The organism is Paraburkholderia sp. J67 (assembly GCF_905220265.1).
GTDB lineage: Bacteria > Pseudomonadota > Gammaproteobacteria > Burkholderiales > Burkholderiaceae > Paraburkholderia.
Genome location: NZ_CAJMZK010000002.1, coordinates 62,219 through 88,668, shown reverse-complemented (window position 1 = coordinate 88,668; position 26,450 = coordinate 62,219). Strand labels below are relative to the sequence as shown.

The 26,450-nt window shown below is 65.3% G+C and carries 25 protein-coding genes; 18 read left to right on the top strand and 7 right to left on the bottom strand.

All coding sequences use genetic code 11. The features are described from left to right. The first annotated feature begins 35 nt into the window (after window positions 1–35). From U5782_RS04415 to U5782_RS04400, 4 genes are all read left to right on the top strand, one after another. Complete coding sequence (locus U5782_RS04415) at window positions 36–2,201, top strand: site-specific recombinase (RefSeq protein ID WP_322042615.1); 2,166 nt, start codon at window positions 36–38, stop codon at window positions 2,199–2,201. A 192-nt stretch (window positions 2,202–2,393) separates the two neighbouring features. Further along, window positions 2,394–2,672, top strand: a complete 279-nt coding sequence (locus U5782_RS04410) for a type II toxin-antitoxin system RelE/ParE family toxin (RefSeq protein ID WP_322042614.1) — start codon at window positions 2,394–2,396, stop codon at window positions 2,670–2,672. 11 nt (window positions 2,673–2,683) lie between these two features. After that, window positions 2,684–2,974, top strand: a complete 291-nt coding sequence (locus U5782_RS04405) for a HigA family addiction module antitoxin (protein WP_322042613.1) — start codon at window positions 2,684–2,686, stop codon at window positions 2,972–2,974. A 93-nt stretch (window positions 2,975–3,067) separates the two neighbouring features. Then, window positions 3,068–4,378 carry a class I SAM-dependent RNA methyltransferase gene (locus tag U5782_RS04400; RefSeq protein WP_322042612.1) on the top strand — a complete coding sequence of 437 codons (1,311 nt, stop codon included), beginning with the start codon at window positions 3,068–3,070 and terminating at the stop codon, window positions 4,376–4,378. Between the two features lie 60 nt (window positions 4,379–4,438). Here U5782_RS04400 and U5782_RS04395 read toward each other — a convergent pair whose 3' ends face one another. Continuing rightward, window positions 4,439–5,233 carry a glycosyltransferase family 2 protein gene (locus U5782_RS04395; RefSeq protein ID WP_322042611.1) on the bottom strand — a complete coding sequence of 265 codons (795 nt, stop codon included), beginning with the start codon at window positions 5,231–5,233 and terminating at the stop codon, window positions 4,439–4,441. A 277-nt stretch (window positions 5,234–5,510) separates the two neighbouring features. On the opposite strand from U5782_RS04395, the gene U5782_RS04390 reads away from it, so the two are divergent. Together U5782_RS04390 and U5782_RS04385 are read left to right on the top strand one after the other, a co-directional pair. Beyond that, a complete protein-coding gene (locus U5782_RS04390) occupies window positions 5,511–5,936 on the top strand; it encodes a VOC family protein (protein WP_415914248.1) in 426 nt (141 codons plus the stop codon). A 120-nt stretch (window positions 5,937–6,056) separates the two neighbouring features. Next, window positions 6,057–6,743, top strand: coding sequence for a YafY family protein (locus U5782_RS04385; RefSeq protein WP_322042610.1), 687 nt, complete (start codon window positions 6,057–6,059; stop codon window positions 6,741–6,743). A gap of 76 nt (window positions 6,744–6,819) precedes the next feature. Here the strand turns inward: U5782_RS04385 and U5782_RS04380 are convergent, their stop codons facing one another. Genes U5782_RS04380 through U5782_RS04370 form a run of 3 tightly spaced genes read right to left on the bottom strand, consistent with a single transcriptional unit; the run spans window position 6,820 to window position 9,760 of the window. Further along, complete coding sequence (locus U5782_RS04380) at window positions 6,820–8,274, bottom strand: NAD(P)(+) transhydrogenase (Re/Si-specific) subunit beta (protein WP_322042609.1); 1,455 nt, start codon at window positions 8,272–8,274, stop codon at window positions 6,820–6,822. Beyond that, entirely contained in the window at window positions 8,275–8,595 is a 321-nt protein-coding gene (locus tag U5782_RS04375) for an NAD(P) transhydrogenase subunit alpha (RefSeq protein ID WP_322042608.1), read from the bottom strand. A 13-nt stretch (window positions 8,596–8,608) separates the two neighbouring features. After that, window positions 8,609–9,760, bottom strand: a complete 1,152-nt coding sequence (locus U5782_RS04370) for a Re/Si-specific NAD(P)(+) transhydrogenase subunit alpha (RefSeq protein WP_322042607.1) — start codon at window positions 9,758–9,760, stop codon at window positions 8,609–8,611. Window positions 9,761–10,077: 317 nt separating this feature from the next. On the opposite strand from U5782_RS04370, the gene U5782_RS04365 reads away from it, so the two are divergent. From U5782_RS04365 to U5782_RS04355, 3 genes are all read left to right on the top strand, one after another. Then, complete coding sequence (locus tag U5782_RS04365) at window positions 10,078–10,593, top strand: NUDIX hydrolase (RefSeq protein WP_322042606.1); 516 nt, start codon at window positions 10,078–10,080, stop codon at window positions 10,591–10,593. Window positions 10,594–10,644: 51 nt separating this feature from the next. Further along, window positions 10,645–11,868 (top strand): tRNA 2-thiouridine(34) synthase MnmA, encoded by a 1,224-nt coding sequence (gene mnmA, locus U5782_RS04360; protein WP_322042605.1) that lies wholly within the window; start codon window positions 10,645–10,647, stop codon window positions 11,866–11,868. A gap of 218 nt (window positions 11,869–12,086) precedes the next feature. Further along, window positions 12,087–13,694, top strand: coding sequence for an FMN-binding glutamate synthase family protein (locus U5782_RS04355; protein ID WP_322042604.1), 1,608 nt, complete (start codon window positions 12,087–12,089; stop codon window positions 13,692–13,694). 136 nt (window positions 13,695–13,830) lie between these two features. Here U5782_RS04355 and U5782_RS04350 read toward each other — a convergent pair whose 3' ends face one another. Beyond that, entirely contained in the window at window positions 13,831–14,442 is a 612-nt protein-coding gene (locus U5782_RS04350) for a glutathione S-transferase (protein WP_322042603.1), read from the bottom strand. Between the two features lie 214 nt (window positions 14,443–14,656). Here U5782_RS04350 and U5782_RS04345 point away from each other — a divergent pair, with 214 nt between their 5' ends. The 9 genes from U5782_RS04345 to U5782_RS04305 all read left to right on the top strand — a co-directional run bounded on the left by U5782_RS04345 (window position 14,657) and on the right by U5782_RS04305 (window position 24,192). After that, a complete protein-coding gene (locus tag U5782_RS04345; RefSeq protein ID WP_322042602.1) occupies window positions 14,657–16,111 on the top strand; it encodes an aminopeptidase P N-terminal domain-containing protein in 1,455 nt (484 codons plus the stop codon). Between the two features lie 48 nt (window positions 16,112–16,159). Continuing rightward, the gene (locus U5782_RS04340; RefSeq protein ID WP_322042601.1) at window positions 16,160–17,455 is read left to right on the top strand and encodes a UbiH/UbiF/VisC/COQ6 family ubiquinone biosynthesis hydroxylase; all 1,296 of its coding nucleotides are present in this window, start codon (window positions 16,160–16,162) and stop codon (window positions 17,453–17,455) included. 189 nt (window positions 17,456–17,644) lie between these two features. After that, window positions 17,645–18,709 carry a tRNA dihydrouridine synthase DusB gene (gene dusB, locus U5782_RS04335; protein ID WP_322042600.1) on the top strand — a complete coding sequence of 355 codons (1,065 nt, stop codon included), beginning with the start codon at window positions 17,645–17,647 and terminating at the stop codon, window positions 18,707–18,709. After that, window positions 18,706–18,939 carry a Fis family transcriptional regulator gene (locus U5782_RS04330; RefSeq protein ID WP_027816854.1) on the top strand — a complete coding sequence of 78 codons (234 nt, stop codon included), beginning with the start codon at window positions 18,706–18,708 and terminating at the stop codon, window positions 18,937–18,939. The genes dusB and U5782_RS04330 overlap by 4 nt, the downstream gene beginning before the upstream one ends. Window positions 18,940–19,012: 73 nt before the next feature. Beyond that, on the top strand, window positions 19,013–20,578 hold the full coding sequence (gene purH / locus U5782_RS04325) for a bifunctional phosphoribosylaminoimidazolecarboxamide formyltransferase/IMP cyclohydrolase (RefSeq protein WP_322042599.1): 1,566 nt from the start codon (window positions 19,013–19,015) through the stop codon (window positions 20,576–20,578). Between the two features lie 154 nt (window positions 20,579–20,732). Further along, window positions 20,733–21,275 carry a crossover junction endodeoxyribonuclease RuvC gene (gene ruvC / locus U5782_RS04320; protein ID WP_322042598.1) on the top strand — a complete coding sequence of 181 codons (543 nt, stop codon included), beginning with the start codon at window positions 20,733–20,735 and terminating at the stop codon, window positions 21,273–21,275. Between the two features lie 75 nt (window positions 21,276–21,350). Further along, the gene (gene ruvA / locus U5782_RS04315) at window positions 21,351–21,932 is read left to right on the top strand and encodes a Holliday junction branch migration protein RuvA (RefSeq protein WP_322042597.1); all 582 of its coding nucleotides are present in this window, start codon (window positions 21,351–21,353) and stop codon (window positions 21,930–21,932) included. Between the two features lie 189 nt (window positions 21,933–22,121). Beyond that, entirely contained in the window at window positions 22,122–23,207 is a 1,086-nt protein-coding gene (gene ruvB / locus U5782_RS04310) for a Holliday junction branch migration DNA helicase RuvB (protein WP_322042596.1), read from the top strand. A gap of 40 nt (window positions 23,208–23,247) precedes the next feature. Then, window positions 23,248–24,192 (top strand): oxygenase MpaB family protein, encoded by a 945-nt coding sequence (locus U5782_RS04305; protein ID WP_415914247.1) that lies wholly within the window; start codon window positions 23,248–23,250, stop codon window positions 24,190–24,192. Between the two features lie 78 nt (window positions 24,193–24,270). On the opposite strand, the gene U5782_RS04300 is transcribed toward U5782_RS04305, so the two are convergent. Both U5782_RS04300 and U5782_RS04295 read right to left on the bottom strand, forming a co-directional pair. Next, window positions 24,271–25,416: a branched-chain amino acid ABC transporter substrate-binding protein gene (locus tag U5782_RS04300; RefSeq protein WP_322042595.1), complete on the bottom strand. Its 1,146-nt coding sequence runs from the start codon at window positions 25,414–25,416 to the stop codon at window positions 24,271–24,273. Window positions 25,417–25,759: 343 nt separating this feature from the next. Further along, window positions 25,760–26,443: a histidine phosphatase family protein gene (locus U5782_RS04295; RefSeq protein WP_322042594.1), complete on the bottom strand. Its 684-nt coding sequence runs from the start codon at window positions 26,441–26,443 to the stop codon at window positions 25,760–25,762. Window positions 26,444–26,450: the final 7 nt, after the last annotated feature.

Here is a 26,450-nt window from a genome sequence, read left to right as displayed (position 1 = left end):
TAATGGCGGTTTGCCTCACTGCCTGACGCCTCTGTATGTTTCGTTCGATCAAGACGCTCTGGAAAAAATGGCGAGCCTCGCGCAGCGCGGGACAACAGCTCGACGCCCTGCTCGCCAGCGCCGATGCCGACGCACCCTACGCTGAACGCAGCGACTGGCTGATCGAGCTCGCGCACTGGATTCACCGGCGCGGCAAGCTCGACGCCGACGCCGCTCCCGCCGCCTCATCCGCCGCTGCACACGATGCACCGCTGCGCACGCCGCCCGAACATGTGCGCGTGCGCTATCTGTTGCACGTGCTCGACCGCAATCCGACATGGAAAGCGAATGTCGGCGCGATGGTGCGCGAGCTACTGCGCGACAGCGACAGCATCTCGCTGCTCTGCGACGCCGGCATGCCGGTGCACTCGGGCCTGTTCGGCGCCTTGATCGAGCGCGTGCAGGCGCAGTTGATCCCACCGGCGCCGAACCGCCGCGACCTTGCCGCACTGGTCACGCTGATGTTCCCGGCTGCTTACGATCCCGAGTGGATCTCGACCTTGCCCGTCGATCTGCTCGCGCGTTTGCAGGCGCTGATTGCCGAGCCTGTCGCCACGCCTGCGCACGCTGACGCAATCGACGCGGCGCAACCGTCGAGCGCCGATCCCGCGGCGACCCGCCTGCCGGGCGACTTCTCGCTCGACCTGCTCACGGCGTTGCACAACCTGACTTGCCAGATCAGCTCGACGGGCCTCTCGCCGACGGTTCGCAGCCGCCTGTCCAGCGACGACGCGCGCGTCGACATCGAAAAGCTGCCGTTCTTCCGTCTCACGCGCGCGCTGCTCGCGGTGGAGAACGCGCGCGACGCCGGCGAGCCCGCGCGTCTGCTACAGGAAGTGAGCTGGCTGCGCCTGCTGCTCGACGACTGCCGCCGGGCCACCGACGACGTCTTTGCGCACCTCTACCGCCACGGCGTGCGCGTGGACACGGTGTTTCAGGTCGAGCGCATGCGTATGCGCATCGTGCGCGCCGAGCGTCTGCTCGACGCCTGGATGGCCGCCGACGACGCCCCTACCCAGGCGCGTCTCGTCGCCGATCTCGTGCGTGCGAACCAGCGCAGCCAGAGCGTCGCGCACCTCGTGCGCAGCAACTTCGCGCTGCTCTCGCGCAAGGTCGTGGAGCTGTCCGCCGACACGGGCGAGCACTACATCGCACGCGATCGCACCGAATACCTCACGATGCTGCGCATGGCGGCGGGCGGTGGGCTCGTCACGGCGGTGACGGTGTACGTGAAGTTCGGCGTGACGGGCGCGCATCTGCCCTCGATGATCGAAGGACTGTTCGCGGGCATGAACTACGCCGTGAGCTTTCTCGTGATGCACTTCTGCCACTTCTCGCTCGCGACCAAGCAACCTGCGATGACCGCGCCCACGCTCGCACGCGAGCTCGACGGCACCAACGTTGCGGCGGGCCGCGCGCGCTTCGTCTCCTCGGTGGTGGCGCTGATCCGCACCCAGGCCGCCGCCGTACTTGGCAACGTGCTGCTGGTATTTCCGGCCTGCCTCGCGATCCAGCTCGTGTGCGGATGGCTGTTCCACGCCAACCTGATCTCGCCCGCGAAGGCCCACGCGACACTACAGTCGTTTTCGCTGCTCGGCCCGACGCCGTTCTACGCCGCGCTCACCGGCGTGCTGCTGTGGGCCTCGAGCCTCTTCGCCGGATGGGCCGACAACTGGTTCGTACTCCATCGCGTCGAAGATGCGCTTGCCTGGAACCGGCGCTTGCGCATGACGCTGGGCGCCTCGGGTGCGGCGCGTCTCGCACGCTTTTGCCGGGTCAATGCAGCGGGCGTGTGGGGCAATCTCGTGCTCGGCATGATGCTGGGTCTGGTGCCCGCGATCGTCTCGGCGGTGGCGTTCCACTTCGAGGTGCGGCACGTGACGCTTTCGGCGGGCTCGATCGGCGTGGCGCTGGGCGTGCTCGGCACGCGCACGCTCGGCAGCGGCGAACTCTGGTGGGCCGTGGCGGGCGTCGCCAGCATGGCGGTGCTCAACGTGACGGTGAGCTTCGCCCTCGCGCTACAGATGGCGCTGCGCTCGCGCGACCTGGGCCACCGCGACGTGCGCCCGCTCATGCGCGCATTCTGGCGTCGCGTGAGACGGCATCCGATGGATCTGGTCTGGCCGATCCGCCGCGCCCAGTTGCGTGAAGACAACGATTGAGCGGGTGGTTTCCTATGCCGGATGGCCAGCAATGCTGACTTTCTGATGCGGCCCAACTAGCACGCCGGACCTTGATGCGACGCTGAGGCACGCTCGCACTCCATGCATGGACGGAGCGCTCCTCAACCCTTCTGCACTTTGGCATGCGACTCCACCGCGCTTGCCTCGTGTAGTCACATAGGCTACAGTCGCATGATCAAAACCTTTCGGCACAAAGGTCTTGCATCGTTTTTTCTGGACGGCAACAAGGCAGGCATTCAGGCGCAACACGCAGCCAGGCTACGCATTTTGCTCACCGCGCTTGATGAAGCGCGTGGCCCGCAGGACATGAATGCGCCGTCCTGGCGCCTGCATGAGTTGCGCGGCGATCTGCGCGATCGCTGGGCCGTCTGGGTGAACGGCAACTGGCGTCTCACCTTCACGTTCGAAGGCGAGGACGCAATCCTCCTCGATTATCAGGACTACCACTAAAAAGGACAGGCATGAGCAGCAGAATGCACGACCCGGCGCACCCTGGCGAAGTCCTGCGCGAATGGATTCCGCAGGACATGACCGTGACCCAGGCCGCTAATGCGCTCCAGATCAACCGCGTGACGCTGTCGAATCTGCTGAACGGCAAGACCAGTGTGACGGCGAATATCGCGCTGCGCCTGTCCGCGTGGCTCGGCACGTCGGCAGACCTATGGCTCGGCATGCAGAACCAGTGGGATCTCTGGCAGGCCAGCCAGCAGCCTCGGCCGAAGATCAAGCCGCTGGTTCGGGAAGCGCTTTGAGGGCTGTCGGGATCCCCGGCACCACGCCCGCGCGGCCCCCCGCCCCAACCCGCGTACAATAGCGCCTTCCCCCGCAGCGTCACCTCTCTCCTCATGTCTTTCGATTTCTTTGCTCCCTGCCCGCGTGGCCTCGAAGCCGCGCTCGCCGCCGAACTGGCCGAAACCGCACAACGGCGTCTGCCGCCCGGTGCGCTCAAAGTCGGCGCCGAAGTCCCCGGCGGCGTGCATTTCAGCGGCAACTGGGCCGGCGGCATGGCCGCGAACCTGCATTCGCGCATTGCGAGCCGCGTGCTCCTGAAGCTTGCCCAGCGCCCTTACCGCGGCGAGCAGGACATCTACGCGCTCGCGCGCGAGCAGCAGTGGGAGAAGTGGTTCACGCCGAACGAGACGATTCGCATCGACATCACCGCGATCAAGTCGCCGCTGCGCAGCCTCGAATTCGCCACGCTGCGCGTGAAAGACGCGATCTGCGACCGCATGCGCGACAAGGCCGGCTCGCGCCCGAGCGTCGACACCGCCTATCCCGATGTGCGCATCTTCGCCTTCCTGACCGCGAACGACTGCACGCTCTATCTCGATACCTCGGGCGAGCCGCTCTTCAAGCGTGGCTGGCGTCTGGACAAGGGCGCGGCGCCGCTGCGCGAGAACCTCGCCGCCGGCATCCTGCGCCTGACGGGCTGGACGCCCGAGCAACCGCTTTACGACCCGATGTGCGGCTCCGGCACCTTCCTGGCGGAAGCCTGCCAGGCCGGGCTCGACATCGCGCCGGGTCTGTCGCGCAGTTTCGGCTTCGAGCGTCTGAAGCAGGCCGATACGGCCGCATGGCGCCACCTGAAGAGCGAAGCCAACACGGCGCGCAACACGTCGATGAGCCGTTTGAAGGACCTGCAGATTTTCGGTAGCGATATTTCGGACGTGATGCTGGAAAAGGCGCGCGCCAATTTCGCGCGCGCGGGCCTCGGCGATGTGCCGCTCAAGCAGCTCGACGCGCGCAACATGACTCCGCCCGCAGAAGGCAACGGCATTCTCGTGGCGAATCCGCCGTACGGCGAACGTATCGAAGTGCGCGGCCGTAACGCGCGCGGCGAGCTACGCGAGCGCGCTCCGCGTGACGACGACGGCTATGACGCACCCGACTCGTTCCGCCGCGTCCACACGGACGCGCCTGATGCCGAGTTCTTCCAGGCGATGGGCGATGCACTGAAGCAGCGCTTTACGGGCTGGCGTGCGTTCTTCCTGACGTCGGATCGCAAACTGCCGGGCCAGCTGCGTCTGCGCGAAGCCGCCAAGACGCCGCTCTTCAACGGCGCGCTCGAATGCCGCCTGTTCCGCTTCGACCTGATCGCGGGCAGCGTGCGCCAGCGTCCCGCCAAGGACGCATCGGGCGAGAGCCAGCCGGGCTAAGCCTCCTGTCGGGCCTTTAACGGGCCTTAACGGGCCTCTAGCAGGGCCGCCGCGCGCGCCTCAGACGCGCGCGGGCCCGACCTGCGCACCGCCCGCTTCGACGGGCAGCGGATAACCTTCGTAGTCCGGAAACAACTTCGGCAGCAGAAACATCGGCAGCGCGTAGCGCGAGAAACAGCGCGACGTCGAAGCCGGATGAATCAGATGCAGGCAGCTCGCCTGCGTATCCTCCGCAGCCAGCACCTTCCCACCCGACTCCACCACGCGCCGGATGAAGCTCTCGTCTTCGCCGAGATTGACGTCGTCATAGCGCGCCGTCTCGAACAGCGACTTGCGATACACGTAGGCGAAGCCATAAAACAGGATGAAATCCGCGCCGATCTGCATCTTCTCGTGGAACGTTACCGTGTTCACCGAGCGCCCACGCAGCTCATAGTGCAGGCCGACGCGCGCATTCAGATCCATGTAGCCGAGAAACTGCGTATGCGGCGCGTACATCCAGAACGTCGACAGCTTCATGAGCGCCGCATCGTTCTCGCGCAGCAGGCGCGTCATGCCTGAGAGGTAGTGGGCGGCGTAGTGATCGTCGTCGTCGAAGTGGGCGATGACGTCCGCACGCGACTGCTCCACCAGAAAGTTGCGTTTTGCCCCAATCGACATCGGTTCCTTCGACCAGTAGTAGCGCACGCGCGCGTCGCTGTGTGCGAGTTGCTGCATGAAGGCGCTGGGCTGCGGACTATCGTCCAGAACCAGCCACTCCCAGTCGATCTGTTGGCGCGCCACACAGCGCGCAATGGCGGGCAGAAACGCCTCGCGGTTCGCGGTGGGCGTGATGATGGAAACGTTTGGAGACATGGGTTCGGAGACAGGTGGCGCGCGCGCCGCGAGTGAGAGGGGAAGCGTCGATTACAACAGACTCACGCATGCGTCTCTCTCGAAAAAGTTCGAAAGCGCGACACGCACCGGGACACGAACACGAAGCCTCACAGCTACTGACAGGACGCTGTCAGCAGGACACCCGCACACTGCCTCTACCCCAAGCCGCACCGCATCGCGTCTGGGACCGGCGCCAAGGCCTCCCGCCAGCCGCCGCCATCGAACGTATCCGCCGTTGCCACCCAAGGAGCGCATCATGTCCACCGAAATGTCCGAACTGTCGCAGGTGTCCCAGGCGTCCGCCGTGTCCCGCGTCATCTCGTGGTTCGAAATCCCCGCACACGATCTCGACCGAGCGGCCCGGTTTTATGAATCCGCTCTCGATACGTCGCTGCAACGCGAAGTGGTCGGCGGCGTGCCGATGGCGATCTTCGGCCACACCGACGCGCAGACCGGCGGCTGCATCGTGTTCAATCCGCAGGACGCCAAGCCCGACCCGAAAGGCGTGCTGGTCTACCTGAACGCGCAGCCCTCGGTCACGGCCGCGCTCGATCGCGTCGAAAAGGCCGGCGGAAAGCGGCAGGGGCCGGCGCTGGAATTGCCGAACAACTACGGCTATATCGGCTTTTTCATCGATACCGAGGGCAATCGGGTCGGGCTGCACGCCGCCAAGCTCGGCTGATGCCGCATTCCAGCGCCACGGGCCGCCACGCGCCGTAGCCGGGCGCGCGGGCGGCGCTATCATCTGCGCTAGCAGCACGCTGACGCCTGCGCCCTCTTCCGACCTTCCTGCGGCTACACCATGACCCGTCGCGCCGACCGCCTGTTCCAGATCGCCGAACTGCTGCGCGGCCGCCGTCTCACAACGGCGCAGCAGCTTGCCGAGTGGCTCGCGGTCTCGCCGCGCACGGTGTATCGCGATGTGCGCGACCTGCAACTTTCGGGTGTGCCGATCGAAGGCGAAGCAGGGATCGGCTATCGCCTTGCGCGCACGGCCAGCCTGCCGCCGCTCACCTTCACCGCCGACGAACTCACCGCGCTGGCCGTAGGCGCGCGCATGGCCGAGTCCTGGGGCGGGGCCGCGCTCGCGGGCGGCGCACGTGGGGCGCTCGCAAAGATCGCCGCCGCCATGCCCGCCGAGAAGCGCGCCGTGCTCGAACGCATCGCCGTATTCGCGCCGTCGTATCACGTCGATCGCGCGTATTCGGAGAAGGTGGACGCGCTGCATCGCGCTGTCGATTCGCGGCTCGTGGTGCGCTTCGCGTATTGCGACCGCATCGGCGCGCACACCGCGCGGCGCGTCTGGCCGCTCGGGCTCGTCTATTGGGGCGCGCAGTGGACGGTCGGCGCATGGTGCGAAATGCGCGAAGGTTTTCGCAATTTCAACATCGCGCGCATGAACGACGTGGAAGTGCTCGAACCGTTTCCCGATGTGAGCGGGCGCAGGCTCGCCGACTATCTGCGCCATGTGAACGCGCCATCGAATTGATATTCCGGGCTACGAACGAAAAAGGCGCGCATCGCTGCGCGCCTTTCTGATTGAGTGAAGCAGTGGGCCGAATCGCTCACTCCACCGTCTTCACCATCTCTTCGATCACCTTCTTCGCGTCGCCGAACACCATCATGGTCTTGTCCATGTAGAAGAGTTCGTTATCGAGGCCCGCATAACCCGCCGCCATCGAACGTTTGTTGACGATGATGGTGCGCGCCTTGTACGCCTCGATGATCGGCATGCCCGCGATCGGCGACTTCGGATCGTTCTTCGCGGCCGGATTCACCACGTCGTTCGCGCCGAGCACCAGCACCACGTCGGTCTGGCCAAACTCGTTGTTGATGTCTTCCATCTCGAAGACCATGTCGTAGGGCACTTCGGCTTCGGCGAGCAGCACGTTCATGTGGCCCGGCATGCGGCCCGCGACCGGATGGATCGCATAACGCACGTCCACGCCCTTTTCGACGAGCTTGTCCGTGAGCTCCTTCAACGCATGCTGCGCGCGTGCGACGGCCAGACCGTAGCCCGGCACGATCACGACCGATTCGGCATTGCCGAGCATGAACGCGGCGTCGTCGGCGGAACCGGACTTCACCGGACGCTGCTCCTGCGCGCCGCCCGTCGCCGCCCCGCCCGCTTCCGCGCCGAAACCGCCCAGCAACACGTTGAAGAACGAGCGGTTCATCGCGTGGCACATGATGTACGAGAGGATCGCACCCGACGAACCCACCAGCGAGCCAGCGATGATCAGCATCGCGTTGTTCAGCGAGAAGCCGATGCCCGCCGCCGCCCACCCCGAATACGAGTTCAGCATCGACACGACCACGGGCATGTCCGCCCCGCCGATCGGGATGATGATGAGCACGCCCAGCGCGAACGCGATCAGCGTCATGATGATGAACGGCAGCCACGATTGCGTGATGAAGAACAGGATGCCGAAGCCGATCATGCCGATCGCGAGCATCAGGTTGATCAGATGCTGGCCTGCGTAGACCACGGGCGCGCCCTGGAACAAGCGGAACTTGTACTTGCCCGAGAGCTTGCCGAAGGCGATCACTGAGCCGCTGAAGGTAATTGCGCCCACGAAGGTGCCGATGAACAACTCGATGCGGTTGCCGTAAGGCAGGAAGCCCGGATACGGCGCATCTTCGGCCACGAGCCCGAACGCAGCAGGCTCCGACACCACCGCATACGCGATGCACACCGCCGCGAGACCGATCAGCGAGTGCATGGCCGCGACGAGTTCGGGCATCTTGGTCATCTCAACGCGCGCGGCCACAAAAGCGCCCAGCCCGCCGCCAACGATCAGCGCCGCGAACAGCAGCGTCAATCCCAGCCCCAGGTTCGAGCCGAACTGTGCGGACTCCTTCACGATCAGCGCAATCGTCGTGAGGATGGCGATGGCCATGCCCACCATCCCGAACAGATTGCCGGCGCGCGCGCTGCGCGGATTCGACAAACCCTTGAGCGCCTGAATGAAACAGACCGACGCCACCAGATAGAGCAGCGTAACGACGTTCATGCTCATTTACGCACCCTCCTTCGCTGCCAGCTTCTTCGGCTCTTTCTTGCGGAACATCTCCAGCATGCGCCGCGTGACGAGGAAGCCGCCGAACACGTTCACGGCCGCCAGCAGCACGGCGAGCGTGCCGAAGAACTTGCCCGCGAAGCCTACGGTCAGGCCGGTGGCCAGCATCGCGCCGACGATCACGATCGCCGAAATCGCATTGGTCACGGCCATGAGCGGCGTATGCAGCGCGGGCGTGACGTTCCAGACCACGTGATAGCCCACGTACACGGCCAGCACGAAGATGATCAGGTTGATGACGGTATGGTTGATCAGTTCCATTGCCGGTCTCCTCTCAGGTCTTGCGCGTGACGGCGCCGTCGCGGGCCAGCAGCGTGGCCGCGACGATATCGTCCGCGAGATCGATGTTAAGCGTGGCTTCCTTCGTGATGATGAGCTTGAGGAAGTCGAGCAGATTGCGCGCGTAGAGTGCGGACGCATCGGCGGCCACCATCGACGCGAGGTTCGTGTAGCCGCAGATTTGCACGCCGTGCTGCGTCACCACCTGGTCGGCGACGGTGAGCGGGCAGTTGCCGCCGCGCCGTCCCGTGGCTGGATCGGCAACGGGGCCGCGTCCAGCCGCGAGGTCGATCACGACGGAGCCCGGCTTCATGGCCTGCACGGTTTCGGCGGGCAGCAAGGTGGGCGCGTCGCGGCCCGGAATCAGCGCCGTCGAGATGACGATGTCGGCCTGGCGCGCGCGCTCGTGAACCAGCGCCGACTGGCGCGCGAGCCACGAAGGCGGCATCGGACGCGCATAGCCGCCCACGCCCACCGCGGCTTCGCGCTCCTCATCGGTTTCATAGGGCACATCGAGGAATTTCGCGCCGAGCGATTCGATCTGCTCTTTGACGGCCGGTCGCACATCGGAGGCTTCGATCACCGCGCCCAGCCGCTTGGCCGAGGCAATTGCCTGCAGGCCCGCCACGCCCGCGCCGAGGATCAGCACGCGCGCGGCTTTCACCGTGCCCGCGGCGGTCATCAGCATCGGCATGAAGCGCGGATAGAGGTTGGCGGCGACCAGCACCGCCTTGTAGCCGGCGATATTGGCCTGCGAGGACAGCACGTCGAGACTCTGCGCGCGCGTCGTGCGCGGCGCGGCTTCGAGCGCGAAGGCGGTCAGCCCCGCTTCGGCAAGCTTTTGCGCGTTGTCCGCATTGAAGGGGTCGAGCATGCCGACCAGCACCGCGCCGCGCTTCATGAACGCGAGTTCGCTGACGCTGGGCGATTGCACCTTGAGCACGAGGTCGGCGCCGAACGCGGCAGCCGCGTCGGCGATCTGCGCGCCGACGGCCGCATAGGCCTCGTCGGGAAAGCTGGCGCCGGTTCCGGCACCGGACTGGATCGTGACCGTGTGACCCTGCGCGACGTACTTCTTGACTGTCTCCGGTGTCGCAGCAACACGGTTTTCGTTCGCCCGGGTTTCCGCGGGCAATCCGATATGCATCGTTGTTTCCTCCTCGGCCTGCTTCTCTTTTTGATCTGGCTCGAATCGAGCGGAGTAAGGCCGACGAGGCTCGCCGGCTTCAATTGCTACGTTCGGGCTACGTTCTGACAACGTCCTGACAGCGGCAATGCAACGGCAAACGACGCACCACTTTAACCGAAAGGTGCGACGGCTTTGAAGCGTCATTTATCCCTTTTTGTGCACTGCACACAACACTTGCGGCCGTCCGACCGGACGGTTGGGAGGCGGCTGGGCCACGGTTAGGGCACGATCCGGCCCCGGGCAGCGTTGCGCGCGTCCCGGTAAAATACCGGCCCATGAACGAAGAAACCTGGGCACCCCACGTCACGGTCGCCGCCGTGATCGAGCGCGACGGGCGTTTTCTCCTCGTCGAGGAGCACACCCCGGCCGGCTTGCGCCTGAACCAGCCCGCCGGGCACCTGGAAGCCGGCGAAACGCTCGTCGAAGCCGCCGTGCGCGAGACGCTCGAAGAAAGCGCCTATGCGTTCACGCCCGAGGCGCTGGTCGGCATGTACATGACGCACTTCGGCAAACCGGGCGAGTCCGGCACGACGTATCTGCGCTTCACGTACTGCGGCAGCGTCGCGGCGCACGCGCAGGATCGCGCGCTCGATCCCGATATCGTCCGCACGCTGTGGATGAGCGCGGACGAGTTGCGCGCCGCGAGCGAGCGCCATCGCACGCCGCTCGTGATGCAGTGCGTGGACGATTACCTCGCGGGCAAGCGCGTGCCGCTCGATTTCGTGCACACGCATGCGGTGGGGCCGAAGGTCACACCAGTGGTCGCCCCCCAGACAGGCAGCAAGGGCTAAGAGAGCCCCAACCAGGCAGCACAAATAAGCAGCACAACCAGGCAGCAAAAGATGAGCAAACGTAGAGTCGTAGTAGGCATGTCGGGCGGCGTGGATTCGTCGGTCACCGCGTGGCTGCTCAAGGAGCAGGGGTTCGACGTCGTCGGTCTCTTCATGAAGAACTGGGAAGACGATGACGACGGCGAGTACTGCTCGACGCGCCAGGACTGGATCGACGTGGTGTCGGTCGCGGATCTGATCGGCATCGACGTCGAAGCGGTGAACTTCGCCGCCGAGTACAAGGACCGCGTGTTCGCGGAATTCCTGCGCGAGTATTCCGCGGGCCGCACGCCAAACCCGGACGTGCTCTGCAACGCCGAGATCAAGTTCAAGGCCTTCCTCGACCATGCGATGTCGCTGGGCGCGGAAACCATCGCCACGGGCCATTACGCGCGCGTGCGCCAGAACGAAGTCAGCGGCCGTTTCGAACTGCTCAAAGCGCTCGACCACACGAAGGATCAGTCGTACTTCCTGCATCGCCTGAACCAGGCGCAGTTGTCGAAGACGATGTTCCCGCTCGGCGAAATCCCGAAGACGAAGGTGCGTGAGATCGCCGAACAGATCGGCTTGCCGAATGCAAAGAAAAAGGATTCGACCGGCATCTGCTTCATCGGCGAGCGCCCGTTCCGCGACTTCCTGAACCGCTATCTGCCGACTAAACCCGGCCCGATGATGACGCCCGACGGCAAGGTCGTGGGCGAGCACATCGGCCTCGCGTTTTATACGTTCGGGCAGCGCAAAGGCATTGGTCTGGGCGGCAGCAAGGACGGCAGCGGCGATCCGTGGTTCGTCGCGGGCAAGAACATCGAGACCAATACGCTCTATGTCGTGCAGGGCCACGATCACCCGTGGCTGCTTGGGCACGAACTGCGCGCAGGCAATGTGAGCTGGGTCGCGGGTGAGCCGCCTGCCGATGGCCATCGCTGCGGCGCAAAAACGCGCTATCGCCAGGCCGACGCAGCCTGCTCGTTCAAGGCAACGCCCGAACACGGCGAAGGCCAGTTCGCGCTGCATTTCCCCGACGCGCAATGGGCCGTCACGCCCGGCCAGTCGGCAGTGCTCTATGACGGCGACGTATGCCTGGGCGGCGGCATCATCGAAGCCGTGACGACGCTCGAACCCCACGTGCCGGCCGTGCCGCCGCCCGTCGTGCCGAAGAAGAAGCGCTCCCCGCGCAAGAAGTCGCCGCAGTTCGCCGCCAACAAGGTCGCGCCGGCAACCGAAAGACAAGCGTAAGCTCGCACGCGCGGCGCGTTCTGCGCCGCGCAAACTCCCCTTCTCTGCTGATTTCTTCGCTGCCCTTGCGCGGCGTCGATCCGTCCCTGCCCGCTTCCCGGCCAGTTTCACAAACTTGCGGCATCATTCGGGCACGCCAGCGCCTTACCCCGCGCGGCGCGTTCGCGCGGCCCTGACCGGAGTGCGCGCGGCAAATCAAGAGAACGAGGAGTCCCCCCATGTTTTCCCGACGTTACCTCGCCATGTGGTGCGCGGTGCTGCTGCTTGCGGCCTGCGTCATTGCAGCGGCATTCCATCATCTGTCGTGGTTCTGCGCCGTCGTGCCTGCGCTCATCGTTGCGCTCGGCATCTACGACATGACCCAGTTGCGCCACGCCATCCTGCGCAATTACCCGCTCTGGGGCCATCTGCGTTTCCTGTTCGAGTTCGTGCGGCCTGAAATCCGCCAGTACTTCGTCGAAGACGACACCGACGAAAAACCCTTCTCGCTCGTACAGCGCAGCGTGGTGTACCAGCGCTCGAAGAACGTCGTCGACAGCCGCCCCTACGGCACCGAGCTCGACGTGAAGGCCGTCGGCCACGAATGGATCAGCCATTCGCTCGCGCCCACCAGGCTCAACGGCAGTGACTTCCGCGTGCTGGTCGGCGCAAGCCGCGCCCAGCCCTACTCGATGTCGATCTTCAACGTCTCGGCGATGAGCTTCGGCGCGCTGTCGGCCAATGCGATCCGCGCGCTCAATCTGGGCGCGAAGAAAGGCGGCTTCGCGCACGACACCGGCGAAGGCTCGATGTCGAAGTATCACCGCGAGCATGGCGGCGACATCATCTGGGAAATCGCCTCGGGTTACTTCGGCTGCCGCAACGACGACGGCACGTTCAGCGCCGAGAAATTCCAGCGTCTCGCCAACGAGCCGCAGGTGAAGATGATCGAGGTGAAGCTCTCGCAAGGCGCGAAGCCGGGCCACGGCGGCATGCTGCTCGCGGCCAAGGTCACGCCGGAGATCGCGGAAACGCGCGGTATTCCGATGGGTCAGGACTGCGTGTCGCCCGCACGCCATTCGGAGTTTTCCACGCCGCGCGGCCTGCTCGAATTCGTCGAGCGCCTGCGCAAGCTGTCGGGCGGCAAGCCCACCGGCTTCAAGCTGTGTATCGGCCATCCGTGGGAGTTCTTCGGCATCGCCAAGGCCATGCTGGAAACCGGCATCCTGCCCGACTTCATCGTGGTCGATGGTGCGGAAGGCGGCACGGGCGCAGCGCCCATCGAGTTCACCGATCACATCGGCACGCCGTTGCAAGAAGGTCTGCTGCTCGTGCACAACACGCTCGTCGGCATTGGCCTGCGCGACAAGGTCAAGATCGGCGCGAGCGGCAAGATCATCACCGCTTTCGATATCGCCAAAACGATGGCGATCGGCGCTGACTGGGTCAACTCGGCGCGCGGCTTCATGTTCGCCGTGGGCTGCATCCAGGCGCAGAAGTGCCATTCGGATCGCTGCCCCACCGGCGTCGCGACGCAAGACCCGGTGCGCCAGCGCGCGCTCGACGTGCCCGACAAGGGCGAACGCGTCTACAACTTCCATCGCAACACACTGCATGCGTTGCAGGAAATCATTCAGGCCGCGGGCCTCGACAGCCCCGCCGATCTGCGCGCGCATCACATCGTGCGCCGCGTTTCCTCGTACGAAGTGAAGCTGATGTCGGAGTTGCTCAAGTATCTGAAGCCGGGCGATCTGCTGGAAGCGCGTTATCGCTATCAGCTTTACGAGAAATGGTGGCCGGTGGCGCGCAGCGATTCGTTTGCGCCTGAAGTCGAGAAAATCGTCTGATGTTTTAATGTTGGTTGCGCGCGCAACTTAAATGAATTGCGCGCGTATTTTTCATCGTCATCGTTTGAATATCGAAGACGAAAAAAAAGCGCGCATTGCTCTGCGCGCTTTTTTTATACCTGCACGGTATTCAGCGTTATGCCTGCGGCACCGTATCCGCGAACGACGCGCGCTGCATGAGCTTCTCGAAGTGCTTCGCGAGATTCGGATGCGGCTCGCGCCAGTCGAGTTGCGGCTGACGGAAGTCGAGATAGCCGAGCGCACAACCCACCGCGATATCGGCGAGCGTGTAGCGGTTGCCCGCACACCACGCGTTGCCCGCGAGGCCCTTGGCCATCGCCTTCAGACCTTCGTGGATCTTGCGGTTCTGCCGCTCGATCCACGCTTCGGAGCGCTGCTCGGGCGTACGTTGCGTGTCTTCCGTGCGGATCAGCACGGCAGCGTCGAGCATGCCGTCGGCGAGCGCTTCCCAGCACCGCACTTCCACGCGCTCGCGTCCGCCTTGCGGAATCAGCTTGCCGACCGGCGAGAGCATGTCCACGTATTCGCAGATCACGCGCGAGTCGAATACGGCTTCGCCATCCTCCATCACGAGACACGGCACCTTGCCGAGCGGGTTGAAATCGTGGATTGCCGTTTCAGCGCCCCACACGTTTTCAAGCACCAGCTTGTATTCGATTTTCTTTTCGGCGAGCATGATCCGCGCCTTGCGGACATACGGGCTGCCGAGCGAACCGATAAGTTTCATCGCACCTGCCTTTTCTGGAATCCGGCCGAAGTATACGTTGGAATTGACATATTCTGACGAGTCGTCCGCTGTATCGCGTGAATTCACGCGGCGGCGCTGTCGGCTCAATGCAACAACAACCTTGTCGCAACCGCCCTTGCGCCCGGCATACGGGGCTTGTCGAAGCGGCGTGCGGCGCCGGGCATCGCGCACAGTCAGGCGCTACAATCGCACGATGGACACGACCCTTACGGAAAGCGCCTCGGCCGCTTCGCGCGCCGCTGCCGATGCGCCGCACGGCCCCGATGGCGGCGCCGCGCTTTATCGCGCGCGACGCGAACGCGTGCTCGCCGCGCTGCGCGCGCAAGGCGGCGGCGTGGCGCTGGTGCCCACGGCGCCCGAAGTCATGCGCAATCGCGACGCCGACTATCCCTATCGGCACGACAGCTATTTCTACTATCTCACCGGCTTCACCGAGCCCGAGGCATTGCTCGTGCTCGACGCGAATGCCGACGAGAATCAGCCGGCCCAGATTCTGTTCTGCCGCGCGAAGAACGTCGAACGCGAAACGTGGGAAGGCTTCCGTTTCGGTCCCGATGGCGCGCGCGAAGCGTTCGGTTTCGACGCCGCGTTTGCCATCGACGATGTCGATACCCAGGTGCCGCGCCTGATCGCCAATCGTCCGGCGCTGCACTATGCACTCGCGGCGTCCGAGCGTTTCGACGCGCAGGTGCGCGGCTGGATCGACACGGTGCGTGCTCAAGGGCGCAGCGGCATCACCGCACCGGCGGCTGCCTGTGACCTTCTGCCGCTGCTCGACGATATGCGCCTCATCAAGGACGCGCATGAGCTGGATACGATGCGCCGCGCCGCGAAAATCTCGGCGCTTGCGCATGTGCGCGCGATGCAGGCGTGCCGCCCCGGCATGCGCGAGTACGAAATCGAGGCCGAGCTGCTCTACACGTTCCGCAAGCACGGCGCGCAAGCGCCCGCCTACGGTTCGATCGTCGCGGCTGGCGCGAACGCGTGCGTGCTGCACTACCCGGCGGGCAACGCCGTGGCGCGCGAGGGCGACCTGATCCTGATCGACGCCGCGTGCGAGCTGAATGGCTACGCATCGGACATCACGCGCACCTTCCCCGCCAGCGGACGTTTCACCCCTGCCCAGCGCGAGATCTACGACATCGTGCTCGCCGCGCAGCAGGCGGCGGTCGATGCCACGCGCGCGGGCGTGAACTTCGAAGCGCCGCACGACGCGGCGGTGCGCGTGCTTGCGCAAGGGCTGCTCGATACGGGCATCCTCGACCGCCAGCGCTACGCCAGCGTGGACGACGTGATCGCCGAGCGCGCCTATGCGCGCTTCTATATGCATCGCACGGGGCATTGGCTCGGCATGGATGTGCACGATGTGGGCGATTACCGCGAGCGCGACGCCCAGGCCGCTGCCGGCACGCACGGTGACGCACCGCCGCCGTGGCGCACGCTGCGCGCGGGCATGACGCTCACGATCGAGCCGGGCCTCTACATCCGCGCCGCCGAAGACGTGCCCGAGCGCTACTGGGACATCGGCATCCGTATCGAAGACGACGCCATCGTCACCGAGACCGGCTGCGAACTCATCACGCGCGGCGTGCCCGTGAACGCCGACGAAATCGAAGCGCTGATGCAGGAAGCGCAGCGCGGCGCATAAGCGCTTTTCGACCACAACAAGCCAACGACCCGAGCCGAACGCAGCAACATGAACGCAGTCAACCCAGCCAGCGAAACCGACCATAAGTCGGGCGCGCCCGCCCCTTTCGACCATGACGTCATCATCGTCGGTGCGGGGCCGGTCGGGCTCGCGCTCGCGGGCTGGCTCGCACGGCGTAGCGCGACGTCGTCGCTGTCGGTCGCGCTGATCGATGCGCGCGAGCCCGAGGATAGCGCGGGCGACCCGCGCGCCATCGCTGTCTCGCAGGGCAGCCGCACGCTGCTGCAGGCACTCGCGTGGCCTCAGGACGCGACTTCGATCGAACGCATCCACGTCTCGCAGCGCGGTCACTTCGGCCGCACGCTGATCGATCGCAACGATTACGATCTGCCCGCGCTGGGCTATGTCGCGCGCTACGGTGCGATCGTGCAGTCGCTTGCGCAGGCCGTGCGCCGCACCGGCGTGCACTGGCTGCATCACACGCATGCCCAGGAACCCGTGGTCGAGCACGACGGCGTGACGCTTCGCATCGAAAGCGCGGGCGTGGCGCGCACGTTGCGCGCGCGCATTCTCGTGAACGCGGAAGGCGGGTTGTATCGCGTGCAGGCTCCGAGCGCCGATACGCAGCAACAAGAACAAAACGAAGCGGAGCGCGGCCCGGCTGAAGCCGCAACGCAGCCGGCACCCGCACAAAAGCGCACACGCGATTACGGCCAGACGGCGCTCGTCGGCGTGGTCAGCGTTTCGGCACCTCAGGCGCATGTCGCGTGGGAGCGCTTCACGGACGAAGGTCCGATCGCGCTGCTGCCGATGGGCGGCCCGCGCGACGCCGATTACGCGCTCGTGTGGTGCTCGGCCCCGGTCGAAGCGGCGCGCCGCGCTGCGCTGTCCGATGCCGACTTCCTCGCCGAACTCGGCGCGGCCTTTGGCGCGCGCATGGGCCGCTTCACGCAGATTCAGGGGCGCGCGGCCTTTCCGCTCGGCCTGAATGCGCTCGATGCGCTGGTGTCCGGCCACGGCCGCATCGCCGCCGTGGGCAACGCGGCACAAACGCTGCATCCGGTGGCGGGTCAGGGGCTGAATCTCGGTCTGCGCGACGCGCACGCACTGGCCGATTCCCTCGCACAACATGGCGCGACGCCGCTCGCGCTCGCCGAATTCGCGGGCCGGCGCGCCGTCGACCGGGGCGTGACGATCGGCGCGACGGATACGCTCGCGCGTCTGTTCACGGTGGATTTCCCCGCGCTCGCGACGCTGCGCGGACTGGCGCTGACGGCGCTCGAATTCGTGCCGCCGGTGAAGGCGGCGCTCGCGAGGCAGATGATGTTCGGGCAGCGGAATTGATAAGGGTCGAAGTCGTTTTACGACACCGAAACTGAGCAGCCCCGCCAAACCACACCAGGGTCCGCGATCCAAGCCCTCCCATCTCGTTAACGCTAAAATACGCGTTTCCCCAATTCGAGTTGCAGCCGCGCCAACGCCTTCGGCTTTCGTCGAAGTCCGCCGGGCGCGCTGCCGCTTTTGTCGCGCATCATGTTCACAATCGGCCGTCACACCCTGCGCAATAACCTGTTCGTCGCCCCTATGGCGGGCGTCACGGACCGGCCTTTCCGCCAGTTGTGCAAGCGTCTGGGCGCGGGTTACGCCGTGTCGGAGATGGTCGCGTCCAACGCGCAGCTCTGGAAAAGCGAAAAGACCATGCGCCGCGCCAATCACGCAGGCGAGGTCGAGCCGATTTCCGTGCAGATCGCGGGCGCCGACCCGGAAATGATGGCCGAAGCGGCGCGGTATAACGTCGCAAACGGCGCGCAGATCATCGACATCAATATGGGCTGCCCGGCCAAAAAGGTCTGCAACGTGGCCGCCGGTTCTGCACTGCTGCAGAACGAGCCGCTCGTTGCGCGCATCGTCGGGGCCGTCGTGAATGCCGTCGGTGTGGGGCCAGATGCCGTGCCCGTCACGCTGAAGATCCGCACCGGCTGGGACCGCGACCACAAGAACGCGCTCACCATCGCGCGCATCGCCGAAGAAAGCGGCATTTCGATGCTGACCGTGCACGGCCGCACGCGCGCGGACCTCTATCACGGCGATGCCGAGTACGAAACGATTGCCGCGGTGAAAGCCGCCGCGCGTATTCCGGTGGTCGCCAACGGCGATATCACGAAGCCGCAGAAGGCCCAGCACGTGCTCGCCGTCACGGGCGCGGACGCCATCATGATCGGCCGCGCGGCGCAGGGGCGTCCGTGGCTGTTCCGCGAAATCGAGCATTACCTCGCTACCGGCGAACTGTTGCCGTCGCCGCGCGTGGATGAGATCCAGATGATCATGAATGAGCATCTGGAGGACCACTACGCGTTTTATGGCGAGTTTACGGGTGTGCGTACTGCACGCAAGCATATCGGCTGGTACACTCGCGGCCTTTGCGGCGCCAACGCGTTCCGGCATCGCATGAACACGCTGGACACCACACGCGAACAACTCGCCGCCGTCAATCAGTTCTTCGACGAGCAGAAGGCCGTTTCCGAGCGCCTCGTCTACGAAGACGATGAGAACGGCGCACAAGGCGAGCGCGAACCTACCGATCGACTGGCAGCATGAGCAAGCACAATATCGAACAATCCGTCCGCGATAGCCTGGGAGTCTATTTCCAGGATCTCGACGGCAGCAATCCGCACGACGTCTATGAAATGGTGATGGCGTGCGTCGAAAAACCGATGCTCGAGGTGGTGCTCGAGCAGGCCGGCGGCAATCAGTCGCTGGCCGCCGAGTACCTCGGCATCAACCGCAATACGCTGCGCAAGAAGCTCCAGCAGCACGGCCTGCTGTAACGGCCGTCGCGGCCCGCCGCACATCTGGACTTCCCGCGCTCCTTCCTCGATCTCCCGGCAACTCTCCCCCATCATGATCAAGCAAGCGCTCATCTCCGTTTCCGACAAGTCAGGCATCGTTGACTTCGCGAAATCGCTGTCGGATCTCGGCGTCAAGATCCTCTCGACCGGCGGCACCGCGAAACTGCTCGCGGACGCGGGCCTCCCCGTTACCGAAGTGGCCGACTACACCGGCTTCCCGGAAATGCTCGATGGGCGCGTGAAGACGCTGCACCCGAAGGTTCACGGCGGCATTCTTGCGCGCCGCGATCTGCCGGAACACATGGCAGCGCTCGAAAAGCACGACATCCCGACGATCGACCTGCTGGTCGTGAACCTCTACCCGTTCGTTCAGACGATCTCGAAGGAAGAGTGCTCGCTGGAAGACGCGATCGAGAACATCGACATCGGCGGCCCGACGATGCTGCGCTCGGCGGCGAAGAACCATCGTGACGTGACGGTCGTGGTCGACCCGACCGACTACGCGAAGGTGCTCGAAGAGATGCGCGCGAACGGCAACAACGTGGGCTACGCGACGAACTTCCGTCTGGCGACCAAGGTGTTCGCGCACACCGCGCAGTACGACGGCGCGATCACGAACTACCTGACGAGCCTGACCGAAGCGCTGGAGCACAAGACGCGCAACGCATTCCCGGCCACGCTGAACCTCGCGTTCGACAAGGTCCAGGACCTGCGTTACGGCGAAAACCCGCACCAGAGCGCTGCGTTCTACCGCGATCTGGCCTCGCCCGCTGGCGCGCTCGCGAACTACAAGCAGATCCAGGGCAAGGAACTCTCGTACAACAACATCGCTGACTCCGATGCAGCGTGGGAATGCGTCAAGACCTTCGACGTGCCGGCCTGCGTGATCGTCAAGCATGCGAACCCGTGCGGCGTGGCAGTTGGCGCCGACGCGCTCGAAGCGTACTCGAAGGCGTTCCAGACCGACCCGACGTCGGCGTTCGGCGGCATCATCGCCTTCAACCGCGAAGTCGACGAAGCCGCGGCACAAGCCGTCTCGAAGCAGTTCGTCGAAGTGCTGATCGCTCCGTCGTTCTCGGCTGCGGCCAAGGCGGTGTTCGCCGCGAAGCAGAACGTGCGTCTGCTCGAAATCGCCTTGGGTGAAGGCCACAACGCATTCGATCTGAAGCGCGTGGGCGGTGGCCTGCTGGTGCAATCGCTCGACTCGAAGAACGTGCAGCCGCACGAACTGCGCGTCGTGACGAAGCGTCACCCGACGCCGAAGGAAATGGACGATCTGCTGTTCGCATGGCGCGTTGCGAAGTTCGTGAAGTCGAACGCCATCGTGTTCTGCGCAGACGGCATGACGATGGGCGTGGGCGCGGGCCAGATGAGCCGTGTGGACTCGGCGCGCATCGCCAGCATCAAGGCGGAAAACGCGGGCCTCAAGCTCGCGGGTTCGGCCGTGGCGTCGGATGCGTTCTTCCCGTTCCGTGACGGTCTGGACGTGGTGGTCAATGCAGGCGCGACCTGCGTGATCCAGCCGGGCGGCTCGATGCGCGACGACGAAGTGATCGCCGCCGCCGACGAGCACAACATCGCCATGGTGATGACGGGCATCCGCCACTTCCGTCACTGATCGGTGCTTAAGCTTTCGAAAAAGCCCGCTGGACGTGCAGTCCAGCGGGCTTTTTCTTTGCGCTCCGGCTGCGCCCCTATTAGACCTCGCTGGCTCGCGACAAACGCACCGTTCGTTGTACCATCCTGGACATACCCCGTTTTCCCCGTATTTCATGAGAATTCTTGGCATCGACCCCGGCTTGCGCGTGACCGGTTTTGGCGTGATCGAGCGTCACGGCCATCAGCTGACGTATGTCGCAAGCGGCGTCATCCGCACCGCCGATGCCGATCTGCCCACGCGCCTGGGCACCATCTTCGAGGGCGTGTCCACGCTGGTGCGTCAGCATGCGCCCGATCAGGCGGCGATCGAAAAGGTCTTCGTCAACGTCAATCCGCAATCGACGCTGCTGCTCGGCCAGGCGCGCGGCGCAGCCATCTGCGGCCTGGTGTCGGGCGGCGTGCCAGTCGCCGAATACACCGCGCTACAGCTCAAGCAGGCCGTGGTGGGTTACGGCCGCGCGACCAAGGAGCAGATGCAGCAGATGGTCGTGCGCCTCCTGTGCCTCACCGGCATGCCCGGCACCGACGCCGCCGACGCGCTCGGCATGGCGATCTGCCACGCGCATAGCGGCGATACGCTCGCGACCCTGGGCGGTCTTGCGCCCGCGCTCGCGAAGAAGGGCGTGCGCGTACGGCGCGGTCGCCTTATCGGGTGATTGGCCAGACGGCCGACTCCTCGCGCTTGACGCGCTCCGCTACACTCTCCGCTTTCTCCTATCACTGAACCCGCCATGATCGGTCGCATTGCCGGCGTATTGCTGGAAAAGAACCCGCCGCACCTGCTCATCGACTGCAACGGCATCGGCTACGAAGTCGATGTGCCGATGAGCACGTTCTACAACCTGCCCGGCAACGGCGAACGCGTCGTCCTGCTCACGCAGATGATTGTGCGCGAGGACGCGCATCTGCTGTTCGGTTTCGCCACGGTGGAAGAACGCGCAACGTTTCGCGAGTTGCTCAAGATCACCGGCATCGGCGCGCGCATGGCGCTGGCCATCCTGTCGGGCATGAGCGTGCACGATCTTTCGCAGGCCATTACGTTGCAGGATTCGGCACGGCTCACGCGCGTGCCCGGCATCGGCAAGAAGACGGCCGAGCGTTTGCTGCTCGAACTCAAGGGCAAGCTCGGCGCGGATCTGGGCGCGATGGCCGCGGCCGCGTCGCCCTCCGATCACGCGAACGACATCCTCAACGCCCTCCTCGCGCTCGGCTATTCCGAGAAGGAAGGCCTCGCCGCGATCAAGAACGTGCCGGCTGGCGCGGGCGTCTCCGATGGCATCAAGGCTGCGCTGAAGGTGCTGTCGAAGGCCTGATTCACGTGCGTCAAGTGCGCGCGTCGCACGCGCGCTTTTGGGCACGCTTGAGGCGCACTTGTGGCGCGTGCAGTGCTTCTGGGCCTTGGCTGGCTGTTAGTTGCACGCTTGGTCACACATTGGCGGCAAGGGCTGCCAGAGGCCAGAAACCCGGCGATCAGCGTGCAAGGCGCGCGGTACAATTGCTGGATGATCGAAACCGACAAACTCGCCGCGAATCGCGCATCGGGCGCTGGCGCCGACCGCGTGATTGCCCCCACGCCCGCCTCGCATGGCGAAGAGGCGTTCGAGCGCGCGCTGCGCCCGCGTCAGCTTGACGAATACGTCGGCCAGGAAAAGGTGCGCGGCCAGCTCGAGATCTTCATCGAAGCCGCCAAACGCCGCTCCGAGCCGCTCGACCACGTGCTGCTGTTCGGGCCGCCGGGTCTCGGCAAGACCACGCTCGCGCACATCATCGCGCGCGAAATGGGGGTCAGCCTGCGTCAGACCTCGGGCCCCGTGCTCGAACGCGCGGGCGACCTCGCCGCGCTGCTCACCAATCTCGAAGCCAACGATGTGCTGTTCATCGACGAAATTCACCGGCTCTCGCCGGTCGTCGAGGAAATCCTGTATCCGGCGCTCGAGGACTATCAGATCGACATCATGATCGGCGAAGGGCCCGCTGCGCGCAGCGTGAAGCTCGATTTGCAGCCGTTCACGCTGGTCGGTGCGACCACGCGCGCGGGCATGCTCACGAACCCGCTGCGCGACCGCTTCGGCATCGTCTCGCGTCTGGAGTTCTATAACGCAGGTGAGCTCTCGCGCATCGTGCAGCGCTCCGCCGCGCTGCTGGGCGCGCAGATCGACCCCCACGGCGCGCTCGAAATCGCCCGCCGTTCGCGCGGCACGCCGCGTATCGCCAACCGCCTGCTGCGCCGCGTGCGCGACTACGCCGAAGTGAAGGCCGACGGCAACATCACCGCCCAGGTAGCCGATGCCGCGCTGCGCATGCTCGACGTCGATCCCGTGGGCTTCGACCTGATGGACCGCAAGCTGCTCGAAGCGATCCTGCACAAGTTCGACGGCGGCCCGGTGGGCGTCGACAATCTCGCCGCCGCGATCGGCGAGGAACGCGACACGATCGAAGACGTGCTGGAGCCGTATCTGATCCAGCAAGGCTTCCTGCAACGCACCCCGCGCGGGCGCGTGGCCACGCAGATGACCTATCGCCACTTCGGCCTGACCGTTCCCGACGACGCCTCGACTGGCGGCGACTGGGATCCGAATCAGGCGTAAGCCGGTCCAGGCCGACACGCGCAGCGCGAGCAAATCGACGATGTCCGATCACGCAGGCCGCCGCCACGACGCTCCCGAGCCCAAGGGGTTCGTCGGCCAGTTCGCGCAGCGCCTGCGCATGGCGCTCGCCGAGAGCGTCACGCATCTCACCACGGGCAGCGGCCCCAAACTCGATTATTCGAATCCGCCCGGCGACCCGGGCCTCTTCGGCCCCGACTCGATCTGCTGGAAAGTGCACGCCGATTTCGCCGGCATGATGGCGGGCGGCATCAGCGCGCTGCTGTTGCAGGCGCTGCATCCGCTTGCACTCGCGGGCGTGTGGGATCACTCGACCTTCCGCGCCGACATCCTCGGCCGCCTGCGCCGCACCGCGACCTTCATCGCGGGCACCACTTACGGCAGCCGCGCCGACGCGCTCAAGCTCATCGAGCGTGTGAAAGCCATCCACGAGGGCGTGACGGGCACGGCGCCCGACGGCCGCCCCTATCGTGCGAGCGATCCCGCGCTGCTCACCTGGGTTCATGTGGCCGAAGTGTCGAGTTTCCTCGGCGCGTATTTGCGCTACGTAAATCCGGCACTGCCGGGCGAGTTGCAGGATCAGTACTACGCCGAGGTCGCGTTGATCGCCCAATTGCTCGGCGCGACCGACGTGCCGCGTTCTCGCGCCGAAATCGCCGCTTATCTAAACGCGATGCAGCCTGAACTGGTCGCCAGCGAGCGCACACGCGAAGTCGTACGCGTGCTGATGGAAGCGCCCGCACCGCGTCCTGCGATGCGCCCCGCTGGCGCGCTGATGCGCCAGGCGGGCATCGACCTGTTACCGCCGTTCGCGCAGGCGATGCTCGGCTTCGACCGCTTCACGCTCGCGCGCCGCACATTGGTCCAGCCGGGCATGCGCGCGGTCGCGCCGGTGCTGCGCTGGGCGCTGGTGAACGGGGTTTCGAAGCGGGCGCGCCGACGCGCGTCGACTCCGCCCACGACCTGACCGGGCTTCTGCACAAGCGATAAAAAAAAGCCAGTCGCTCGCGCGCACTGGCCGTTCCATTTGCAGCGTCCGAGGACGTTACATCTTCACCACGTCGAGCAGCGACTTCTTGCCCGCCTTGTAGTTGTAGAGCGAGATCACGCCATGCTTGAGGTCGCCCTTCGAATCGAACACGGTCTCGCCAATCACACCCTTGTAGTCGGTGCTCGGGATCTCCGCGAGGACCTTCGCGTGGTCGGTCGAGTTCGCGCGCTTCATCGCATCGACGACGATGTACACCGCGTCATAGGTGAACGGCGCATCGAATTCGATCGCATGGCCAAAGCGCTTCTGGTACTTGGCCGAGAACACCGCGCCGCCGTCCATGCGCTCGAGCGCCATGCCAGCCTGCGAGCAGACGATGTTGTCCGACGCCGTGCCCGCGAGCTGCGCGAGGCTTTCCGTACACACTCCGTCGCCTGCCAGCACCTTCGCGCGCAGGCCGAGTTGCTTGGCTTGCTTGGCGAACGGGCCGCCCGTGGCGTCCATGCCGCCGTACATGATCGCGTCGGGGTTTTCGCCCTTGATCTTGGTGAGAATTGCGCGGAAATCGACGGCCTTGTCGTTGGTCGCGTCGTGCGAGACGACCTTCAGGCCGAGCGATTTCGCGGTCTTCTCGAATTCGTTCGCGAGGCCCTGGCCGTAGGCGGTCGAGTCGTCGACCACGGCGACCGTCTTCACGTTCAGCGCCTTCGCCGCATAGTTCGCGAGCGCCGGGCCTTGCTGGGCATCGGTCGCCACGACGCGGTAGGTGGTCTTGAAGTTCTGCTGCGTGTACGACGGATTGGTCGACGAGGGCGAGATCTGCACGATGCCCGCATCGCTATAGATCTTCGAAGCCGGGATCGACGCGCCCGAGTTCAGATGGCCGATCACCGCGACGACCTTATCGTCGACGAGCTTCTGTGCGACCTGGGTGGCCTGGCGCGGGTCGGCGGCATCGTCCTGGGCGTCCAGCACGAGCGTGACCTTCTGGCCGCCGATCGTGAGGCCCTTCGCGTTGATCTCCTCGACAGCAAGACGCGCGCCGTTTTCGTTGTCCTTGCCGAGGTGGGCCGAACCGCCCGTGAGCGGGCCGACATGACCGATCTTGACGACCTGGTCAGCGGATGCATTGGCGCACATCGCACCGAACGCCAACACGGCGGCGCTCACCGGCAACAGCTTGTGAAGCTTGAACGTCATTGAAAATCTCCTGCAATTTGTTCTGGAAACTGCTTTTCATAGGCAACCCAGGCTTCACCGCACCGCCAGCATGGGGTGCGCGCGCGTTCCTCTTCAACACGCGGCCGGCGCCCGCACGCGTCGAGAATCGCTGCGAGGCCCCACCGACGCGGCAAAGCGCAAAGGTCGGACAAATGGTAGCAGGCGCAACTGCTTTACGGTTGGCTGTCGGCGTGCGAACAACGCAGCGTCAAAAAGCGGCGGGAAGGAGACTTGACGCGCGCGCCGGCCCGTCATGCGGGCACGGCGCGCGGGAGTAGAAGAGAGAAAGCGAAGCGGTATGCGACGTGCTATCGCTGAGCGTTCAGCGGCCCGGTTCGGGTGTGCGCTTGAGGCCGTCGTCGGCGCTGGTAGAGGGTAGATGCGAAACATCGCCCCAGGCGACCACGCGCGCTTTCGTGACCGAACTATCGCGCTCGAAATCGACCGTGTTCACGCTCGTGTTGAGCAACGGCCACGCGCGCGGCGCTTCGAGTCCGATGCTGTTCGCAAAGCGATAGATGCAGTCGAGCACGCCGCCGTGCGCCACGCACGCGATGCGCCCTCCGGGATGCTTCGCGAGGATGGGTTCCAGCGCGTGCAGCACGCGATGATAGAGCTCGCGCTGCGACTCGCCCTCGGGCGGCGCGAAACCGGGGTCGCGCGTTTGCCAGTGCGCGTATTCGTCGGGAAAACGCTCGGCGATTTCGTCGCTGTCATGGCCCTGGAACGCACCGTAATTGCGCTCGCGCAAACCTTCGGTGAGCTGGGTCGCAAGGCCAAGCGCCTGCGCGATGGGCTGCGCTGTTTGTTGCGCGCGCAACAGGTCGCTCGACCAGATCGCATCGAGCCGCGCACCCTCGCTCACTTCGCGAGCGATACACGCACCCAGTCGCTGCGCCTGTTCAATGCCGCTCGTCGCAAGCGGAATGTCGATGTGCCCCTGGATGCGCTTGATGCGGTTCCAGTCGGTTTCGCCGTGGCGGATGAAGAGAATTTGCGTCGTCATGGATCAC

Bases quoted from the DNA above. Each gene is read 5' to 3' on its own strand.
- U5782_RS04415 (WP_322042615.1), top strand. From the start codon at position 36: ATGTTTCGTTCGATCAAGACGCTCTGGAAAAAATGGCGAGCCTCGCGC.
- U5782_RS04410 (WP_322042614.1), top strand. From the start codon at position 2,394: ATGATCAAAACCTTTCGGCACAAAGGTCTTGCATCGTTTTTTCTGGAC.
- U5782_RS04405 (WP_322042613.1), top strand. From the start codon at position 2,684: ATGAGCAGCAGAATGCACGACCCGGCGCACCCTGGCGAAGTCCTGCGC.
- U5782_RS04400 (WP_322042612.1), top strand. From the start codon at position 3,068: ATGTCTTTCGATTTCTTTGCTCCCTGCCCGCGTGGCCTCGAAGCCGCG.
- U5782_RS04395 (WP_322042611.1), bottom strand. From the start codon at position 5,233: ATGTCTCCAAACGTTTCCATCATCACGCCCACCGCGAACCGCGAGGCG.
- U5782_RS04390 (WP_415914248.1), top strand. From the start codon at position 5,511: ATGTCCACCGAAATGTCCGAACTGTCGCAGGTGTCCCAGGCGTCCGCC.
- U5782_RS04385 (WP_322042610.1), top strand. From the start codon at position 6,057: ATGACCCGTCGCGCCGACCGCCTGTTCCAGATCGCCGAACTGCTGCGC.
- U5782_RS04380 (WP_322042609.1), bottom strand. From the start codon at position 8,274: ATGAGCATGAACGTCGTTACGCTGCTCTATCTGGTGGCGTCGGTCTGT.
- U5782_RS04375 (WP_322042608.1), bottom strand. From the start codon at position 8,595: ATGGAACTGATCAACCATACCGTCATCAACCTGATCATCTTCGTGCTG.
- U5782_RS04370 (WP_322042607.1), bottom strand. From the start codon at position 9,760: ATGCATATCGGATTGCCCGCGGAAACCCGGGCGAACGAAAACCGTGTT.
- U5782_RS04365 (WP_322042606.1), top strand. From the start codon at position 10,078: ATGAACGAAGAAACCTGGGCACCCCACGTCACGGTCGCCGCCGTGATC.
- mnmA (WP_322042605.1), top strand. From the start codon at position 10,645: ATGAGCAAACGTAGAGTCGTAGTAGGCATGTCGGGCGGCGTGGATTCG.
- U5782_RS04355 (WP_322042604.1), top strand. From the start codon at position 12,087: ATGTTTTCCCGACGTTACCTCGCCATGTGGTGCGCGGTGCTGCTGCTT.
- U5782_RS04350 (WP_322042603.1), bottom strand. From the start codon at position 14,442: ATGAAACTTATCGGTTCGCTCGGCAGCCCGTATGTCCGCAAGGCGCGG.
- U5782_RS04345 (WP_322042602.1), top strand. From the start codon at position 14,657: ATGGACACGACCCTTACGGAAAGCGCCTCGGCCGCTTCGCGCGCCGCT.
- U5782_RS04340 (WP_322042601.1), top strand. From the start codon at position 16,160: ATGAACGCAGTCAACCCAGCCAGCGAAACCGACCATAAGTCGGGCGCG.
- dusB (WP_322042600.1), top strand. From the start codon at position 17,645: ATGTTCACAATCGGCCGTCACACCCTGCGCAATAACCTGTTCGTCGCC.
- U5782_RS04330 (WP_027816854.1), top strand. From the start codon at position 18,706: ATGAGCAAGCACAATATCGAACAATCCGTCCGCGATAGCCTGGGAGTC.
- purH (WP_322042599.1), top strand. From the start codon at position 19,013: ATGATCAAGCAAGCGCTCATCTCCGTTTCCGACAAGTCAGGCATCGTT.
- ruvC (WP_322042598.1), top strand. From the start codon at position 20,733: ATGAGAATTCTTGGCATCGACCCCGGCTTGCGCGTGACCGGTTTTGGC.
- ruvA (WP_322042597.1), top strand. From the start codon at position 21,351: ATGATCGGTCGCATTGCCGGCGTATTGCTGGAAAAGAACCCGCCGCAC.
- ruvB (WP_322042596.1), top strand. From the start codon at position 22,122: ATGATCGAAACCGACAAACTCGCCGCGAATCGCGCATCGGGCGCTGGC.
- U5782_RS04305 (WP_415914247.1), top strand. From the start codon at position 23,248: ATGTCCGATCACGCAGGCCGCCGCCACGACGCTCCCGAGCCCAAGGGG.
- U5782_RS04300 (WP_322042595.1), bottom strand. From the start codon at position 25,416: ATGACGTTCAAGCTTCACAAGCTGTTGCCGGTGAGCGCCGCCGTGTTG.
- U5782_RS04295 (WP_322042594.1), bottom strand. From the start codon at position 26,443: ATGACGACGCAAATTCTCTTCATCCGCCACGGCGAAACCGACTGGAAC.